The organism is Rhizobium anhuiense bv. trifolii (genome assembly GCF_024346605.1).
Lineage (GTDB): Bacteria > Pseudomonadota > Alphaproteobacteria > Rhizobiales > Rhizobiaceae > Rhizobium > Rhizobium anhuiense.
This window is the reverse complement of record NZ_CP098803.1, coordinates 2,312,346-2,330,633: the sequence shown is the minus strand read 5'-3', so window position 1 is coordinate 2,330,633 and position 18,288 is coordinate 2,312,346. Positions and strand designations below refer to the sequence as shown.

The 18,288-nt window shown below is 62.2% G+C and carries 17 protein-coding genes; 2 read left to right on the top strand and 15 right to left on the bottom strand.

The window, feature by feature from the left end; all coding sequences use genetic code 11:
* Positions 1-12: 12 nt before the first annotated feature.
* The 9 genes from NE851_RS20215 to NE851_RS20175 all read right to left on the bottom strand — a co-directional run bounded on the left by NE851_RS20215 (position 13) and on the right by NE851_RS20175 (position 8,921).
* Positions 13-594 carry a GNAT family N-acetyltransferase gene (locus NE851_RS20215; protein ID WP_063475514.1) on the bottom strand — a complete coding sequence of 194 codons (582 nt, stop codon included), beginning with the start codon at positions 592-594 and terminating at the stop codon, positions 13-15.
* A gap of 2 nt (positions 595-596) precedes the next feature.
* On the bottom strand, positions 597-1,238 hold the full coding sequence (locus NE851_RS20210; RefSeq protein ID WP_047614987.1) for an SGNH/GDSL hydrolase family protein: 642 nt from the start codon (positions 1,236-1,238) through the stop codon (positions 597-599).
* A 19-nt stretch (positions 1,239-1,257) separates the two neighbouring features.
* A complete protein-coding gene (locus NE851_RS20205) occupies positions 1,258-2,619 on the bottom strand; it encodes a pyruvate dehydrogenase complex dihydrolipoamide acetyltransferase (protein WP_097623118.1) in 1,362 nt (453 codons plus the stop codon).
* A 15-nt stretch (positions 2,620-2,634) separates the two neighbouring features.
* Entirely contained in the window at positions 2,635-4,020 is a 1,386-nt protein-coding gene (locus NE851_RS20200) for a pyruvate dehydrogenase complex E1 component subunit beta (RefSeq protein WP_063475513.1), read from the bottom strand.
* A 16-nt stretch (positions 4,021-4,036) separates the two neighbouring features.
* Positions 4,037-5,083 (bottom strand): pyruvate dehydrogenase (acetyl-transferring) E1 component subunit alpha, encoded by a 1,047-nt coding sequence (gene pdhA, locus NE851_RS20195; RefSeq protein ID WP_047614983.1) that lies wholly within the window; start codon positions 5,081-5,083, stop codon positions 4,037-4,039.
* Positions 5,084-5,228: 145 nt separating this feature from the next.
* Complete coding sequence (locus tag NE851_RS20190) at positions 5,229-5,549, bottom strand: FtsB family cell division protein (RefSeq protein ID WP_047614982.1); 321 nt, start codon at positions 5,547-5,549, stop codon at positions 5,229-5,231.
* A gap of 136 nt (positions 5,550-5,685) precedes the next feature.
* Entirely contained in the window at positions 5,686-6,960 is a 1,275-nt protein-coding gene (eno, locus tag NE851_RS20185; protein ID WP_047615742.1) for a phosphopyruvate hydratase, read from the bottom strand.
* Between the two features lie 222 nt (positions 6,961-7,182).
* Positions 7,183-8,028: a 3-deoxy-8-phosphooctulonate synthase gene (kdsA, locus tag NE851_RS20180; RefSeq protein ID WP_047614980.1), complete on the bottom strand. Its 846-nt coding sequence runs from the start codon at positions 8,026-8,028 to the stop codon at positions 7,183-7,185.
* Positions 8,025-8,921 carry a VOC family protein gene (locus NE851_RS20175; RefSeq protein ID WP_097623117.1) on the bottom strand — a complete coding sequence of 299 codons (897 nt, stop codon included), beginning with the start codon at positions 8,919-8,921 and terminating at the stop codon, positions 8,025-8,027. Before NE851_RS20175 ends, kdsA begins: the two co-directional genes overlap by 4 nt.
* 197 nt (positions 8,922-9,118) lie before the next feature.
* Here NE851_RS20175 and lexA point away from each other — a divergent pair, with 197 nt between their 5' ends.
* The gene (gene lexA / locus NE851_RS20170; protein WP_003539306.1) at positions 9,119-9,838 is read left to right on the top strand and encodes a transcriptional repressor LexA; all 720 of its coding nucleotides are present in this window, start codon (positions 9,119-9,121) and stop codon (positions 9,836-9,838) included.
* Here lexA and NE851_RS20165 read toward each other — a convergent pair.
* Positions 9,819-12,248 (bottom strand): ComEC/Rec2 family competence protein, encoded by a 2,430-nt coding sequence (locus NE851_RS20165; RefSeq protein WP_097544387.1) that lies wholly within the window; start codon positions 12,246-12,248, stop codon positions 9,819-9,821. The genes lexA and NE851_RS20165 overlap by 20 nt on opposite strands.
* Positions 12,249-12,538: 290 nt before the next feature.
* Between NE851_RS20165 and gltA the strand changes: the two genes are divergently transcribed.
* Complete coding sequence (gltA, locus tag NE851_RS20160) at positions 12,539-13,828, top strand: citrate synthase (protein ID WP_047614976.1); 1,290 nt, start codon at positions 12,539-12,541, stop codon at positions 13,826-13,828.
* Positions 13,829-13,856: 28 nt separating this feature from the next.
* On the opposite strand, the gene lpxB is transcribed toward gltA, so the two are convergent.
* The 5 genes from lpxB to lpxD are packed head-to-tail and all read right to left on the bottom strand — an operon-like array spanning position 13,857 to position 18,247.
* Entirely contained in the window at positions 13,857-15,026 is a 1,170-nt protein-coding gene (gene lpxB, locus NE851_RS20155) for a lipid-A-disaccharide synthase (RefSeq protein ID WP_097623116.1), read from the bottom strand.
* Complete coding sequence (locus tag NE851_RS20150; protein ID WP_063475508.1) at positions 15,023-15,904, bottom strand: LpxI family protein; 882 nt, start codon at positions 15,902-15,904, stop codon at positions 15,023-15,025. The genes lpxB and NE851_RS20150 overlap by 4 nt, the downstream gene beginning before the upstream one ends.
* A 3-nt stretch (positions 15,905-15,907) precedes the next feature.
* Positions 15,908-16,726, bottom strand: coding sequence for an acyl-ACP--UDP-N-acetylglucosamine O-acyltransferase (lpxA, locus tag NE851_RS20145; RefSeq protein ID WP_047614971.1), 819 nt, complete (start codon positions 16,724-16,726; stop codon positions 15,908-15,910).
* Positions 16,723-17,190, bottom strand: coding sequence for a 3-hydroxyacyl-ACP dehydratase FabZ (fabZ, locus tag NE851_RS20140; protein ID WP_047614969.1), 468 nt, complete (start codon positions 17,188-17,190; stop codon positions 16,723-16,725). The genes lpxA and fabZ overlap by 4 nt, the downstream gene beginning before the upstream one ends.
* Positions 17,183-18,247 (bottom strand): UDP-3-O-(3-hydroxymyristoyl)glucosamine N-acyltransferase, encoded by a 1,065-nt coding sequence (gene lpxD / locus NE851_RS20135; RefSeq protein WP_047614968.1) that lies wholly within the window; start codon positions 18,245-18,247, stop codon positions 17,183-17,185. The genes fabZ and lpxD overlap by 8 nt, the downstream gene beginning before the upstream one ends.
* Positions 18,248-18,288: the final 41 nt, after the last annotated feature.

The window sequence follows — 18,288 nt, the reverse complement described above, 5'->3', positions numbered from 1 at the left end:
TTCCTGCCTTTGTTACGCTGCGCTGCGGGTCATGAGCACCCACGCGTGTCTCTTGCTGTTATCGAAGAGCGGCACGGCATCGGCACGCGCAGCCTCCAAGAATCCGTTTCTTCCATAAAGCGACAAAGCCGCTTCGTTATCACTTGCGGTAATGAGACTGACGGAGCGGCGATCGGCCCTTTCGATCTGATCCTCCAGCAATCTGCGTCCGATGCCGATGCCGCGCAGGTGGCGATAGACGCCGAGACTGCCGATGAACCAGCTACCCACAACCGTTTTCTGCAAGGCGAGCATCGGCTCGGTCGCCGGAACTGTCGCCTCGATCTTATCTATGCCTTCCTCCAGCGCGTGGCCGATCGCCACGCCTGCGACCTCGCCATAGGCCTCGGCGATGACGGCATCCCGCCAGCCGCCGACAGCCTCTTCCTCGCTCATCTTCAGCCGGCCCCGCTCCAGCGGCGTGTCACTCATGCCGGTCGCCACATCGGCGAACCAGAGCCAGGAGGCAAAACCGCGCGAGGCGATATCCGCCAGAATCGCCAGCTCCGAAGCATCCCGCCGTGAGGCCTGCCGGAGGGCGATGAAGGAGGTCATGGTCAGATCCCCAGCATCATCCGCACGATCGATTCCAGCCCGCGTCCGAGCGCACGCGTATTGTCCGCATCAAGGTGAATGCCATCGATCGGCGTGGTCTTGGCGACGGAGTTGCCGTCGAAGAAGCCGCAGCCGAGTTCGTCGGCAAGATCACGATAAAGCGTTGCGAGCTTGGCCGATTCCTCGATGCCGCCGGGAAAGGATGCGGCGAAGGGCACATTGCCCGTCGCGCAGATCGCCGGCGGCGCCACGATCAAGATCTCCGGCCCATCGAATTCGAAGGGCCAGGCATGATTGCGGATGAGCCGCACGAGACGGCTGATGCCCTGGCAGGCGGCAAAGGCGGACCCCGCCACGACCGGCTTCATGTCGTTGGTGCCGAGCAGAAGGATGACGAGGTCGAGCGGTGCATGCGTCTGCAGGATCGTCGGCAGGATGCGCGCACCGTTGCGGTCACAATCGGCGAGGTGGTCGTCGAAAGCGGTCGTGCGCCCATTCAGGCCTTCGGCGATGACGCGGGCCTCGCTGCCGAGCGCTGCCTGAAGCACGCTCGGCCAGCGATTCTTGTACTCATGACGGCCGATCGTCTCGGCGTCATAACCCCAGGTCAGCGAGTCACCATAGCAAAGAACGGTCTTGGTCATTTCCGCCTCCGCGCTGCTATCAGACAAGCATGCCCATCGGGTTTTCGATGTAGCCCTTGAAGGCCTGGAGCAGCTCGGCGCCGAGTGCACCATCGACGCAGCGATGGTCGGTCGACAGCGTGACCGACATCACGGTGGCGATCGCCATTTCGCCCTTCCTGACGACGACCCGCTGTTCGCCTGCGCCGACCGCGAGGATCGTCGCATGCGGCGGGTTGACGACGGCTGCGAAGTTCTTCACGCCCATCATGCCCATGTTCGAGACCGAGCTGGTGCCGCCCTGATATTCCTCAGGCTTCAGCTTGCGGTCCTTGGCCCGCTTGCCGAGATCGCGCATCTCGTTGGAGATCGTCGACAGGGTCTTTTCCTCGGCCTTGCGGATGATCGGCGTGATCAGGCCGCCGGGGATCGAGACGGCGACGCCGACATCGGCATGCTTGTGCTTGACCATGTTGCTGTCGGTCCAGGAGACATTGGCATCCGGAACGTCGCGCAGCGCCAGCGCCATGGCCTTGATGACCATGTCGTTGACCGAGAGCTTGTAGGCCGGAGCATTGTCCTTGCGCGGCGCCGCATCGTTCAGCTGGGCGCGCAGCGCCAGCAGCGCATCGAGCTCGCAATCGACGCTGACGTAGAAATGCGGGATCGTCTGCTTGGATTCGACCAGGCGCCTGGCGATCGTCTTGCGCATGCCGTCATGCGGCACGAGCTCGTAGGAGCCAGGTTGGAAGAGCTTGAGCACGGCTTCCTCAGAGGCGCCCTTCGGTGCGGCAGCGGCCGGAGCCGGCGCAGCAGCCTGCGGGGCGGCAGCGGGTGCAGGCGCAGCAGCAGCCTTGGCGCCACCGCCGGCAACAGCCGCCTCAATGTCGCTCTTGACGACGCGGCCATGCGGGCCGGAGCCTGCGACTGCCGAAAGATCGATGCCGGCTTCCTTGGCCAGACGGCGGGCGAGCGGCGACGAGAAGGTGCGGTTGCCATCAGCCGAAACCGATGCGGGTGCAGCGGCAGGTGCCGGTGCTGCAGCCGGAGCGGTTTGGGCCGGAGCCGGTGCAGCCTCGGCCTTCGGCGCAGGCGCGGCTTCAGCCTTGGGCGCCGGAGCGGCAGAACCCGCACCGTTTGCGGCAGCGGCGACATCCTCGCCATCGGCGGCGAGAACCGCAATCAGTGCATTGACCTTGACGCCTTCGGTGCCGGCGGCAACGACGAGCTTGGCGACCGTGCCTTCATCGACGGCTTCGACTTCCATCGTCGCCTTGTCGGTCTCGATCTCGGCGATCACATCGCCTGATTTGACCTTGTCGCCTTCCTTGACCAGCCATTTGGAAAGATTGCCTTCCTCCATGGTCGGAGAGAGGGCGGGCATCGTGATATTGATCGGCATCGAGCTGCCCTCCCCTTATTTGTAGCAAACAGCCTTCACCGCATCGACGACTTCGCCGACGTTCGGAAGTGCGAGCTTTTCGAGATTGGCGGCGTAGGGCATCGGAACGTCCTTGCCCGCAATCGTCAGGATCGGCGCATCGAGATAATCGAAGGCCTGCTGCATGACGCGGGTGGCGATTTCGGTGCCGACCGACGATTGCGGATAACCTTCCTCGACGGTGACCAGACGGCCGGTCTTCTTCACCGATTCGATAACGGTCGGCAGGTCCATCGGGCGAATGGTGCGAAGGTCGATCAGTTCGACGTCGATGCCGATCTTTTCGAGTTCGGCCGCCGCCTTGGTCGCATAAGTCATGCCGATGCCGAAGGAGACCACCGTGACGTCCTTGCCCGGGCGATGGATGCGGGCCTTGCCGATCGGCAGGACGAAATTGTCGAGCTTCGGCACATCGAAGTGCTGACCGTAGAGAATTTCGTTCTCGAGGAAGATCACCGGATTCGGATCGCGGATCGCAGCCTTCAGCAGGCCCTTGGCGTCGGATGCCGTGTAAGGCATGACGACCTTCAGGCCGGGGATTGCGGAGTACCAGGCAGCATAGTCCTGGCTGTGCTGGGCGCCGACGCGAGCTGCGGCACCGTTCGGGCCGCGGAAGACGATCGGAGCGCCCATCTGGCCGCCGGACATATAGAGCGTCTTGGCGGCGGAGTTGATGATGTGGTCGATCGCCTGCATGGCGAAGTTGAAGGTCATGAATTCGACGATCGGGCGAAGGCCAGCCATGGCAGCGCCGACGCCGACGCCGGCAAAGCCGTGCTCGGTGATCGGCGTATCGATGACGCGGCGGGGGCCGAATTCCTGCAGCAGGCCCTGCGTGACCTTGTAGGCGCCCTGATATTCGGCAACTTCTTCGCCCATGACGAAGACGTCTTCATTGGCGCGCATTTCCTCGGCCATGGCGTCGCGGAGCGCTTCGCGCACGGTCGTCGACACCATTTCGGTGCCGGCAGGAATTTCGGGGTCATTCGGAACGACGGCCTTCGGCTCGGCCGGAAGCGGCGCGGAGGCCGAACCGGTTTCGGTCGGCTTCTCTTCCTGGGCAACGGCAGGCGCGGCTGCTGCGGCCGGCTTGGCGGCGGAGAGATCGGCGGCGGATTCGCCATCCTGCAGCAGCACGGCGATCTTGGTGTTGACCTTGACACCTTCGGTGCCGGCATCGACGAGCAGCTTGCCGATGACACCTTCATCGACGGCTTCGACTTCCATCGTCGCCTTGTCGGTTTCGATTTCGGCGATCACGTCGCCTGAGGTGACCTTGTCACCTTCCTGCTTCAGCCATTTGGACAGCGTGCCTTCTTCCATCGTCGGAGAGAGGGCGGGCATGAGGATATCGATAGGCATGGGTTCCCTCCCCCGATTAGAGCAGAATGTCGGTGTAGAGCTCGGATGCATCCGGCTCCGGATCGGCCTGGGCGAAGTCGGCGCTGTCGGCGACGATGTCGCGGACATCCTTGTCGATCGCCTTCAGATCGTCTTCGGAGGCCCAGCCCTTTTCGATGAGGCGCGCCTTGACCTGTTCGATCGGGTCATGCTCGGAGCGCATCTTCTGCACTTCGTCCTTGGAGCGATACTTCGCCGGATCGGACATGGAGTGACCGCGATAACGATAGGTCAGCATTTCGAGAATGATCGGGCCCTTGCCGGAGCGGCAATGTTCGAGCGCCTCGTCGGCCGCCGCCTTGACGGCGCGAACGTCCATGCCATCGACCTGAATGCCGGGGATGCCGAAGCCGGAGCCGCGCAGCGAATAGTTCGACTGCGCCGTGGCGCGGGCGGTCGAGGTGCCCATGGCGTAACGGTTGTTCTCGACGATATAGACGATCGGCAGTTTCCAGAGAGCCGCCATGTTGAAGCTCTCGTAAACCTGGCCCTGGTTGGCAGCGCCGTCGCCGAAATAGGCGATCGAGACATTGCCGTTGCCGCGGTAGCTGTTTGCGAAAGCCAGACCGGTTCCGAGCGAGACCTGGGCCCCGACGATGCCGTGACCGCCGTAGAAATGCTTCTCTTTCGAGAACATGTGCATCGAGCCGCCCTTCCCGTGGGAATAGCCGCTGCGGCGCCCGGTCAGTTCCGCCATGACGCCACGCGCTTCCATGCCGGTCGCCAGCATATGGCCGTGGTCGCGATAGGCGGTGATGACCTGGTCGCCTTCCTTCTGCGCCATCTGCATGCCGACGACGACAGCTTCCTGACCGATGTAGAGGTGGCAAAAGCCGCCGATGAAGCCCATGCCGTAAAGCTGACCGGCCTTCTCCTCGAAGCGGCGGATCAGCAGCATTTCGCGATAGGCCTTGAGCTCCTCATCGCGATCGAAGTCGGCTACCGGGCCTCCATTCGATGCTTTGGCTGCGGGTTTTGCTGCAGTTTTGCGGCTGGAAACGGTCGCGGTCTTTCGCGGCGCCATTCAACCCTCCCTATGGGTTTGTCGGTTCTTGGTGGCGCGTACCATAGGGAAGAAATATGACCACAGCAATGCCATAATTGCATGGCTCGTATTCGGCGCTAAATCGTTGATAAAACGCCTGAAATTCCAATTAACCTGTTTCCGGTTAATTGGAATAATGGTTGAATATGACGATCTCGTCCGCGCGCGACACATTGAGCTGATAGCGCGCTTTTTCGTCCAGCATGTCCTTGTCGAGCGAGCCGTCACTGAGCAGCGCGACCTGATTTTCCAGATGTTCGCGCTTCGTCTTCAAGACTGCAAGCTCTTTTTCACGCGCGACACGCTGGTGCTCGAACGCTTCCGTCGCGCGCAGGCCGTAATCGCCGTGAATGCAGTGATAACCGAAATAGGAAAGGAAGGCGACCGTCATGGCCGGAATGACGAAGCGGCCGAGCTTTCTCTTCTTATGATGCTTTGTCCACATACACGCATGCTCTTGAACGCATTACCAATTCGCTCAATCTACAGCGCAGAGATTAACCGTTCGTTGACTCTAAAAAAGAGCAACAAAAAACCCGCGCCGGAGAGGCGCGGGTCGAACCGTTGAAAATCAGATGCGATCAGCCGCGAATGATCGAGCGGCCGGCATACTGGGCCTGAGGACCGAGGCCTTCTTCGATACGGATCAGCTGGTTGTACTTGGCAAGACGGTCGGAACGCGACAGCGAGCCGGTCTTGATCTGACCGCAGTTGGTGGCGACCGCGAGATCGGCGATGGTCGAATCTTCCGTTTCGCCGGAGCGGTGAGACATGACGGCGGTATAGGCTGCCTTGTGCGCCGTGTTGACGGCGTCGAGGGTTTCGGTCAGCGAGCCGATCTGGTTGACCTTGACGAGGATCGAGTTGGCGACACCCATGCGGATGCCATCGCGAAGGCGGGCAGAGTTGGTGACGAAGAGATCGTCGCCGACGAGCTGGGTCTTCTTGCCGGTCAGGTCGGTCAGCGTCTTCCAGCCATCCCAGTCGTCCTCAGCCATGCCGTCCTCGATCGAGATGATCGGGTACTTGGCGGCGAGTTCGGCCAGATATTCGGCCATGGCGCCCGATTCGAGCGTGCGGCCTTCCCCTTCGAGAACATATTTGCCGTCCTTGAAGAATTCCGTCGAGGCGCAATCGAGGCCGAGGTAGATGTCCTCACCCGGCTTGTAGCCGGCTTTTTCGACCGACTTGACGATGAAGTCGAGGGCTTCGGAAGCGCTCTTCAGGCCCGGTGCGAAACCGCCTTCGTCGCCGACATTGGTGTTGTGGCCCTGTGCGGCAAGTTCCTTGCGGAGCGTATGGAAGACTTCCGAACCCATGCGCACGGCTTCGGCGATCGTATCGGCGCCGACCGGCAGGATCATGAATTCCTGGAAATCGATCGGGTTGTCGGCATGGGCGCCGCCGTTGATGATGTTCATCATCGGCACCGGCAGCAGGCTGGCGGAAGCGCCGCCGACATAACGGTAGAGCGGCAGGCCGGAGGCCTGGGCGGCAGCCTTGGCGACGGCGAGCGACACGCCGAGGATGGCGTTGGCGCCGAGGCGCGACTTGTTCGGCGTGCCGTCCAGCTCGATCATGATGTTGTCGATCTGGATCTGGTTTTCGGCGTCGATGCCGCCGATCGCATCGAAGATCTCGGTGTTGGCGGCATCGACCGCCTTCTGGACGCCCTTGCCGAGGTAGCGCTTGCCGCCGTCGCGCAGTTCGACCGCCTCATGCGCGCCCGTCGAGGCGCCCGAGGGAACAGCCGCGCGGCCCATGCTGCCGTCTTCGAGATAGACATCGACTTCGACGGTGGGATTGCCACGGCTATCGAGAATCTCGCGGGCGATGATATCGGTGATTGCAGTCATGGGTTCTTCCTGCTCAGTGGGTGATAAGTCGTTCGAAACCTGTCTTAATCGAAGGCGAGCAAATTACAATGCCGCAATTGCCAGCCTTCGAACCAGCGTTCCGATGTGGACGAAAGCGCGTCGCGATCTCTAACATTCGCATGGTCCGCGCTTTGCTCTTTGGTTTTGCGCGACATGCTTATAGCGCGATCATGTCAGACTGTTGAACGTCAAGCTGGGTAATCAGGCCTTGGCGACCGCATCGAAGGCAAGCAGCTTTTCGAGGAGCCGCGGCATGTCCTTGAGATAGACCATGTTCGGTCCGTCGGAAGGCGCATTGTCGGGGTCCTGATGGGTTTCGAGGAAGACGCCGGCAATGCCGGTCGCCACCGCTGCGCGCGCCAGCGTTTCAACGAATTCCCGCTGGCCGCCCGAGGAATCGCCCTGCCCGCCCGGCTGCGCCACGGAATGGGTGGCGTCGAAAACAACGGGAGCACCCATCGACGCCATGATCGGCAGCGAACGCATGTCGGAAACCAGCGTGTTGTAGCCAAACGAGGCGCCGCGCTCGCACAGCAGCACGTTCGGATTGCCGCTGGCGTTAAGCTTCTTCAGGACGTTTTTCATATCCCAGGGAGCGAGGAACTGGCCCTTCTTGACATTGACGACGCGGCCGGTATTGGCGGCGGCGATGAGAAGATCGGTCTGGCGGCAAAGGAAGGCCGGGATCTGCAGGACATCGACGGTCTTTGCCACCTCGGCGCATTGTTCGGCGGTATGAACGTCGGTCAGGACGGGAAAGCCGAATTCCTTCTTGAGGTCGGCAAAGATCTCCATGCCCTTTTCAATGCCGATGCCGCGTTCGGCCGAAAGCGAAGTGCGGTTTGCCTTGTCGAAGGAGCTCTTGTAGACGAGGCCGATGCCGAGCTTTCCGCAAAGCTCCTTCAGCGTGCCGGCCACCATGAAGGCGTGGTCGCGGCTCTCCATCTGGCAAGGGCCGGCAATCAGCGACAGGCGGCCGGTGTTGGAAAAGGTGACCTGGCCCTGGCCCTCGCCGATCTTGACTTGGGAATTCGTATCTGTGCTCATCGTGTTTCCTCGAAGGCGAAAAGCGTGCCCTGCCCGGGCGCGGGCTTCACCAGAATGCGATTGTTCTTGCGCGTATATGTCACCCCGTTAGCAGCCAAATGCGCTTCTGTCACGGCAAGATCGGCGACAGCGAAGAGAATCGCCCGGCCGCGCAGGCCGCGGTCGGCGGATGGGACAGCGACCTCGAAATAGGCCTCCAAACCCTCCGGCGTCATCAGGCTGATTTTCACATTCGACGCCGCGATCGTGACGCCGAAACCGGTTTTCTCGACTGCCGATTGCGCGCTGGCAAGACTGACGAAGGCGGCGAAGGCAGCCGCATCGGGCGCGCAAAGCACCACCTCGGCAATGCCGGTGACGCCATTGGCATGCGCCTCCAGCGCGCTGCGGTCGGCCGGCAGCGGATTGACGCGCTCGACGGTGAAGAGAAAGAGATCGGGCGCGCGCAGGTCGCCGGCAAAGGCCAGCCTGAAGCCGGCAATGCTCTCAGAACCATCCGGCATCGTCATCGGCCGGCTGAACGCCAGCATCTCGCCGGCGCTCGCTCCGTCGCCGACGAAATTCCGATGATCGATATCGGCATCCTCGCTGCCGAAGGCCACCGCCGAAAGCCCTTCCTCGCCGCAGCGGAATCGGAAGGCGCGGTTGCGGGCGGTGAAGACATTGCCTTGCCGCGCCGATGCTTCACTTTCCCTAACGCTCGCAATCCCGAGCGGCTCCAGATAGGTCTTATCGGCAAAAAAGACGCAGGCATTCTCCGTTCCGAAGGGATGACGCGCATCGGCGGCAACGGTAAAGCCCAGCTTGCCGAGCCTCTCGCGCGCCAGATCGATATTGACGACCGGCAGCACGACATGATCCAGCGGGCGTGGTTTGGCGGAATGCTCGTTCATGATATCCCCTCTCCTGACACGGCAGAGATGTGCGACAGTGCCGCCCAAGGCAAGACTTGTCGGCCAATCCGGCAAATGAAAATAAAAATCTCAACGAGTTGGCGCCAAGTTTTACGGAAATTTAGCTACTTGCGGAACACATATGGAACATATAGTGTCTGTTCTGGATTTGTTTCAATCACGAGGTCACAACGTCGATGCTCACGCGCAAACAACAGGAGCTTCTCCTCTTCATTCATGAGCGCATGAAGGAATCCGGCGTTCCGCCGTCTTTCGACGAAATGAAGGACGCCCTGGATCTCGCTTCGAAGTCCGGGATTCACCGGCTGATTACGGCGCTCGAGGAGCGTGGCTTCATTCGCCGCCTACCGAACCGGGCCCGCGCACTCGAGGTCATCAAGCTTCCGGAGGCCTATAGCCCCAGCATCCAGCCCCGGCGCGGCTTTTCGCCGAGCGTCATTGAGGGCAGCCTGGGCAAGCCCCAGCCGGTCGCCACTCCCGCTCCTGCAAAACCCGTCGCCGACAATGGCAACTCAGTCTCCGTGCCGGTCATGGGCCGCATCGCCGCCGGCGTTCCGATCTCGGCAATCCAGAACAACACCCACGACATCGTCGTTCCGGCCGATATGCTCGGCTCCGGTGAACACTACGCGCTGGAGGTCAAGGGTGATTCGATGATCGACGCCGGCATTTTCGACGGCGACACCGTGATCATCCGCAATGGCAGCACCGCAAGCCCTGGCGACATCGTCGTTGCTCTCGTCGACGACGAAGAAGCGACACTCAAACGCTTCCGCCGCAAGGGCGCCTCGATCGCGCTGGAAGCGGCCAACCCGGCTTACGAGACCCGGATCTTCGGGCCAGACCGCGTCAAGGTGCAGGGCAAACTCGTCGGCCTTATTCGCCGCTATCACTAACACCCTGGCCGGTTTCGACAAAGCTGTTGCTGCGCCAGTCATAGGCGCGATGGCGGATCCATGGCCGCCACAGATCATCGAATGCGGTTGTGACCTCCATGCCGGCCTCCGCGAAGCGCAGCTCGACGGAACCGGTCCGGCGCAACGTCTCGCCGGTGAAGAGCGTCGCGCCTGAGCGGCAGCTGTTGAAACGCAGGCGGACCGACGTTACCACGATATCGGCCGCATCGCAGGCCGGAGCGAGATAGGCGGCATTGTCGATGACGGCGACCACATGACCGTTGCCAAGCCTTGATATGCACCAGGCCTTCTTGACGCAGGAAAAGCGGTTTGCGTCACCGCCGGCTGCAGCCGCCCGCATCGCCGCCCTCGCTTCGTTCTGCTGATCGCGGGAGAGCTTGACGCGGCGGTCCTCTCCCGCTGGCGGGACAGCAGGACCATCCAGCATCTTCGGCGGGTCATGCGCCGGCAGGACCAGCGCGCGCTGCCATTGGTCGAAGATGAAATCCGGCGGGTTTTCACGGTTGGAGGCCATTGCCGCCGCCTCGACGACCGCGACGAGACTGCCATCTTCCGAAATCACCAGATCCGGCGGCCGGGGAACCGGCAGAAGCAGCAGGATGAGCGTTGCGGCTGACATGATCGACGTGCCCATATGGCGCAGCCGAGTGCGGAGCAGCGTCAGCAGCAGGAAGCCTGCCACGGCGACCGCGAAATACCAGGCGGGCAAGCGGCCGATGCCGATGTCGCCACCCCAGCCGGACACGGTCTTGGCGACGGCGATCACCAGATCGAGGCCGAATCCGACAATCTTCCAAGGCAAAACGTCCAGACCGAAAGGCATGAGCAGCATCGCCAGCAACCCGGCCGGCATGATGATGAAGGAGATGATCGGCATCGTCGCGAGGTTTGCCGGCAGGCCGTAGGCGGTCAGGCGATGAAAATGCTCGATCGAAAACAGTGCGGTGGAGAAACCGCCGATCAGCGAGGTCAGGAAGACACCGCCGAAGAACCCCGCAACCGCGACGAAAGGCCTGACGATCGGCAGCTTCAGGAAGGCATTCTCGCGGACGCGCCGATCCTTCCACAGCTGATAGCCCGACACGAGCGCCAAGGTTGCGGCAAAGGACATCTGGAAGCTCGGACCCAGGACCTCGGACGGCGAAATGGCGAGGATGACGAGCGCGGAGAGAGCGACATTGCGCAGGCTGATCGACGGCCGGTCGAAGAAGACGGCAATCAGCATGATGGCCATCATGATGAACGCGCGCTCGGCCGAGACCGCGAAGCCGGAGATCAGGAAATAGGCCGTGACGGCGATGAGCGCGCCGGCGGCGGCGATCTTCTTCGTCGGATAGGCCTGGGCGACGCCGGGAAAGAGGCTGAGCAGCATCCGGAAGCCGACGAAGAAGATGCCGGCCGACAGCGCCATGTTGAGGCCGGAGATGGCGATGATATGCGCCAGACCGGACTGGCGCAGCGCCTCCGTGGTCGCATTCGAGATGGCGCGCCGTTCGTCCGTCACCAGAGCAGCGGCAAAAGCGCCGGTGTCGCCGGGCAGAATCGATCGGATGCGGTCGCCGATGCCGCTGCGCAGCCGGTAAAGCCATTCGAGCAGGGCTTCCGCCGTCGATCTGGCAGCCTGCGGGCCCGCCTGCAAATCGACTTTCGTCGGCGCGCCGTAGAAGAAACCATTGGCGCCGATGCCATCGAAATAGGCCCCGAAAGAGAAGTCGTTGAGCTCTGGAAGTGCTGGGCCTGACGGCGGTGTCAGCCGAGCCCTGCCGGTGATGATGTCACCGATCTCGAAAGGCGCGTCGGCGCCGCGGGCGATCGCGGTTATCCGTTCCGGCGGCCGCTTCACCTGCGGCGCCTCGGTGCCGGTGACGGCCAGAATGTAGCGCCACCGGCCGCGACCATCGCCTTCGCGCCGTTCGACACGGCCGGTCACCGTCGTCGTCACGGCGGAGTCGAGGATCACGGTCGAAGCCCGCCAGCTTTCGAACTCCGCCGAGACCATGCCACCGGCCACAAGTGCAAGCGCCAGCAGGACGGTCCGCAATGCCGCCCGCATACGGCTGGCGATCAGAACCGCGGTCGTCAGCACCAACAGGCAGAGCAGCGGTGCAATGACCGGAAAATCCGATGCTCCAAGAAACCAGAAGGCTGATCCGGCGCCGAGGAAGACCGGCGAGAATAGCAGCAGGCGGCCATGATCCGCCTCCTCGCCCAGCATGCGCCTGCCGGCACGCAGCGATTGCGAGGCCAAAGCCGGCAGGCGATGGCGCAACGGTGTCGCCGACTGCGTCCTTGCCGGCCGCGACACCACGGCAGGGGGAGAAAAACCGGAGGTATCGGCAAGGCCGGCGCCTGCTTCCGGCCGCAATTCGACTGTCGTCAATTCCTGCATCCGCCGCCCAAGCTCACCCGCCAAGGCGGCCAGAATGCAACCTCCCATCAAATCCGGCAAGAATAATCGATTGAAATATGAGGGAAAATCGCGAGTGCCAAAAGACCAGTCGAATCATCAGCTTCCGATATGCACGCGGCTCATCGCTGCAGTGCCTAAAAGGTGATACCGCAATGCACAAAATGCCGTCACGGTAACTTGGCATTAGCTTCGCGATCATATAGCTATCGGTGAGGACGCTTAACCCCTATGGCGCTTTTAAGGCGCCACCGCCATTTCGGAGGATCAGCATGACGGATCAAAGCGCTACAATAAAAATCGGTGACAAATCTGTCGACCTTGCCGTCAAAAGCGGCACGATCGGCCCGAGCGTCATCGATATCGGTGCCCTCTACAAGAACACGGCTTCCTTCACGTACGATCCGGGTTTTACCTCGACCGCATCCTGTGAATCGAAAATCACCTACATCGACGGCGACGAAGGTGTTCTGCTGCATCGCGGCTATCCGATCGAGCAGCTCGCCGAGCATGGCGACTTCCTGGAAGTCTGCTACCTGCTTCTCTACGGCGAACTGCCGACCACCGCGCAGAAGAAGGATTTCGATTATCGCGTCACGCACCACACCATGGTGCATGAGCAGATGAGCCGCTTCTTCACCGGCTTCCGCCGCGATGCACATCCGATGGCCGTCATGTGCGGCTGCGTCGGCGCGCTGTCGGCCTTCTATCACGACTCCACGGACATCACCGATCCGCACCAGCGCATGGTCGCCAGCCTGCGCATGATCGCCAAGATGCCGACGCTCGCCGCCATGGCCTACAAATACCATATCGGCCAGCCCTTCGTTTATCCGAAGAACGACCTCGACTATGCGTCGAACTTCCTGCGCATGTGCTTTGCCGTGCCTTGCGAGGAATATGTGGTCAATCCGGTGCTTGCCCGCGCCATGGACCGCATCTTCATCCTGCATGCCGATCACGAGCAGAACGCCTCGACCTCGACCGTCCGTCTCGCCGGTTCGTCGGGCGCCAACCCGTTCGCCTGCATCGCGGCCGGCATCGCCTGCCTCTGGGGGCCTGCACATGGCGGCGCCAACGAAGCAGCGCTGAACATGCTGAACGAAATCGGCACAGTCGACCACATCCCGGAATATATCGCCCGCGCCAAGGACAAGAACGACCCGTTCCGCCTGATGGGCTTCGGCCACCGCGTCTACAAGAACTATGATCCGCGCGCCAAGATCATGCAGAAGACGACGCATGAAGTGCTGGGCGAACTCGGCATCAAGGACGATCCGTTGCTCGAAGTGGCGATGGAGCTGGAGCGCATCGCGCTCACCGACGAATATTTCATCGAGAAGAAGCTCTATCCGAATATCGACTTCTATTCCGGCATCACGCTGAAGGCGCTCGGCTTCCCCACGACCATGTTCACCGTGCTCTTCGCGCTCGCCCGCACCGTCGGCTGGATCGCGCAGTGGAACGAGATGATCGAGGATCCGGAACAGCGCATCGGCCGTCCGCGCCAGCTCTATGTCGGCGAACCCAAGCGCGACTATATCCCGGTTTCGAAGCGCTGATCGCTTCAAAGCCTAAAAGAAAACCCGGTCAGAAACGGCCGGGTTTTTTCTTTTTCAGGACATCGAGAAGGATCTCGGCGGCATGCTCGCCAGGCGGCTTTTCGGTCTGCATGCGCTGCCAGATAAGGTCATAGCCTTCCTTCATCGCCTTCAGCTGGTAGGTATCGGCCGACAGCCTTTCCATCCAGCGGGCGAGACTGGCGCCGCGAACGATATCGTTGAGATATTCCGGCACGACCGCGTAATCGGCGATCAGGTTTGGCAGCGCGCCTGTCCAGGTCTTGATGGTTGATGTCAGCAACCGCATGATCCAGTCGACCTTGTAGGCGGAGACGACGGGCACATCGGCAAGCGCCAGCTCAAGAATGACAGTTCCGGATGCCGCCATGGCTGCATCGGTTTCGGCGAAGGCTTTCCATTTCGCTTCCGCACCGACGACGATCTCCGGTTTTACCGCCCACCCCGCCGTCATTTCGCGGACAAGCGCCTCCTTGTGCGTCACCGTCGGCAGAATGAAGCGCATCGGCCCATTGCGGGCAACAAGCTCCTTCGCTGCGGCCTCGAAATAAGGCACGAGATTCTTGATCTCGGATGAACGCGAACCGGGAAGAAGAAGGATCGGGCCGTTGCCGGGCTGCCTGCCGGCGCGCAGCCGCCGCGCTTCGAGCAATGCCGGATCGGCAATCAGGCGATGGCCGACATAAGTCGTCTCCGGGCCGCCAAGCGTGCGCATCACTTCCGGCTCGAAGGGCAGAACGGCGAGCACATGATCGACATAGGCGAGCATGCGCGTGGCGCGATATTCCTTCCAGGCCCAGACGCTCGGACAGACATAATTGACAACAGGCAGATCGGGCAGCGCGGTGCGGACGCGCTTTGCAACGCGATGGGTGAAATCCGGGCTGTCGATGATGAGAAGAATGTCCGGCCTTGCGGCGATGATTTCAGCCGTCGTCCGGCGGATCAAGGTATAGAGCTTTGGCAGCCGGCTCAGCACCTGGGTGATGCCCATGATCGACAACTCGGAGAAATCGAACAGCGATCTCAGGCCTTCTGCTTGCAGCGCCTCGCCGCCGACGCCGACCAGTTCCACCGGTCCGCTATGAATCCGTTTCAGGGCGGCGATGAGATCGGCGCCGAGCAGATCCCCCGACACCTCACCGGCAATGACGGCGATCTTCAGCGGCGCCCCGTTCATACAAGCCCCCATGCCGGCAGGCCGCGATCGATGCCGCAGACGAAAAGCCCGGCCTCGTCGGCGGCCTTGATGACGGCGGCGCGATCGAGCACCAGTGAACGGCCGGCCTCAACGGCGACACCGGCAAGGCCGGCTTTCCTCGCGTTCAGCACCGTGGATACGCCGATCGCCGGCAGATCGGCGCGGATATCCTGCTGCGGCTTGCAGAGCTTGACGAGTGCGCCGCGGCGGCGTGGCGAGATGCGTCCGGCGGCTCTGAGACCCGTCACGCGGTCCAGCATCTCATCCGTGCCTTCAAGACCCTCCAGCGCGACGACACGCCCGCCGATGCTGACGGCGCCCTGCCCGACATCGAGCCGGCCGAGCATTTCGGCGGCTTCCCCAGCACGGCTGATATCACGCCGGTCGTCCTCGCCGGGCGCCACAGCACCAAGCGGGCCGACGGAGGCAAGCAGGTCGGGGGCGATTTCATGGGCGCCAACGACGCGGCGGCCGTTTCCCTCTATCAGGCGGATCACCATCTGCAGAACCGTATCGTCGCCGCCGGACAGCAAGGTGCGGATGGCGGCCGGCACTTTCATCAGGATGCGCAGCGTCGGGCGCACCTCGCGCCATTCCGGGCGGCGGCGCACACTGCCCGACATCACGACACGGCCAATGCCATACCGGTTGAGCAACCCATCGAGGGCGGCGAAATCGCCGATGCCGATGACAGCGTGGTCATAGCCTTCCCAACGCCGGTCGCTTTCGTCCTTCAGCGCGACGATGACCGGATTTTCGCCGGCGGCGCGCGCGGCTTCGGCGACATAGGAAGGCAGAAGACCGCCGCCGGCGATAATCGCCAGCCGGCCCGCAGCGGTTTCGCCGGAAAATGTCACGGGCTAGCCCTTCTGCCCCCGGGTCGGCGAGGACAAGGCGCGGTCGCTATCGGCGGCGATGAAGTCGAGAATGTGGACCACCTGCTCGCAATCGGCATATTCGTCGCGGATGGCGGCGGCGTTTTCGCGGACGGAGCCCGTTCCTTCAAAGATCGCCTTGTAGGCGCGACGCACCCGGTGAATGACGGCGCGGTCGATGCCGGCGCGCGTCATGCCGACGACGTTGAGGCCGCTCAGCAGCCCGGGATTGCCGTTCAGCATGCCGTAGGGAATGACGTCGTAACTGACCGCCGAGAGCCCGCCGACGAAGGCCTGACGGCCGACACGGGTGAACTGGTGAACGGCAGAACCGCCGCCCAGAATGACACGATCCTCGATGACGACGTGGCCGGCGAGCATGACGTTGTTCGACATGATCACGTGATTGCCGACGCGGCAGTCATGCGCAACGTGGGAATTGGCGAGGAAGAGGTTGTTGTCGCCGACGATCGTCTGGCCACCGAAGTCGGAGGTGCCGGTATTCATCGTCACGCCTTCGCGGATCGTGCAGTTGGCGCCGACCGTCAGCGTCGTCTCCTCACCGCCGTGATGCACGCTCTGCGGATCGCCGCCGATGACGGCCATCGGGAAGATGCGCGTGCCCTTGCCGATCACGGTGCGGCCGGTAACGACCGCATGCGACAAAAGCTCGACATTCGCATGCAGGACGACGTGCGACCCGACATGGCAGAAGGGACCGATCTTGACGCCCTCACCGATAACGGCACCGTCTTCGACGGCGGCCATCGGATGAATAAGGGCGCTTTCGGCGATATTGCTCATGCCTGATCCTTACGAACGATCATCGCGCCGATATCGGCCTCGGCGACAAGCGCGCCGTCAACCTTGGCGTCGCAATGGAATTTCCAGATATTGCCGCGCTGCTTGTGTTTCTTGACATGGAATTCAACGCGATCGCCGGGCACGACGGGCTTGCGGAAGCGCGCATTCTCGATGGTCATGAAATAGACGAGGTTGCCCGGCTGGCCTTCCTTCTTGGCACAGATCGCGCCCGCAGTCTGAGCCATGCCTTCGATCAGGAGAACGCCCGGCATGATCGGAGCTTCCGGAAAATGGCCGGTGAAATGCGGTTCGTTCGCCGTGACGTTCTTGATGCCGATCGCGCTGTTGTCGCCGTCGATCTCGATGATCTTGTCGACCAAGAGGAAGGGGTAACGATGCGGCAGCAGCTTCATGATCTCGATGATGTCAGCCGAAGAAAGCGTTGTCGTGGCTTCCTCAGTCATTTTGCTTGCCTCCAGGTTTACTCTCGCGCTGCTTGGTCTTGGACATCAGCTGCGCAGCCTCTCTCAGATAGTCTTTTAGCGGGCGCGCGGGTACGCCGCCATATTGCCCGCCGGCGGCAAGGTCGGTCATGATACCGCTTTTGGCGGCGATCTGCACGCCGTCGCCGATCGTCACATGCCCCTTGATGCCGACCTGGCCGCCGATCTGCACGCCATTGCCGATCTTTGTGCTGCCGGCGATGCCGACCTGGGCGACGACGGCACAGTGGCGGCCGATCTGAACGTTGTGGCCGATCTGAACCTGGTTGTCGATTTTGGTGCCTTCGCCGATCACCGTATCGTCCATGGCGCCGCGATCGATCGTGGTGTTGGCGCCGATCTCGACATTGTCCTGGATGATCACCCGGCCGATCTGGACGATCTTGATCATACCGCGCGGGCCCGGGGCATAGCCGAAACCATCCTGGCCGATGCGGGCGCCGTTGTGAATGATGACGCCATTGCCGATCAGCGCGCAGAGAATGCTCGCGCCGGCCGCAATCGAACAATCCCGGCCGATCTTGACGCCCGGGCCGATGATGCTGTGCGCACCGATGCGCGTCCCCTCGCCGATCTCGGCATGCGCACCGATGACGGCCATCGGCTCGACGATCACACCTTTTTCGAGCTTGGCGCTCGGATCGATCACAGCACTTGGCGCGATCTCGCTTTCACTGGAAAAGACGACCGGGCGCAAGGCCGCGGGATAAAACAGACCGCCCGCCATCGCAAAGGCTGCGTGCGGATTGGACGACAGAATGACCGGAATGTGCTCGGGGATGAGATCGACGAGCGCCTTGTCGCAGATCACCGCAGAGGCTTCGCATGTCGCCAGCTCATCGCGGCTGCGGCGCGACAGGATATAGCAGACATCGCCTGCCCGGGCCCGGTTGAGGGGAGCCACGGATCTGACGATGACATCGGCATGATCGGGATTGGCGAGTTCTGCCCCAAGAAACTCTGCCAGCTCAGCGAGCTTCAGACCTTCATGGGGCAGAAAAAAAACGTTTTGCTCCATCGGCAATGCTCCAGAACGGAATTGAGTCTTACAGTTCCGGA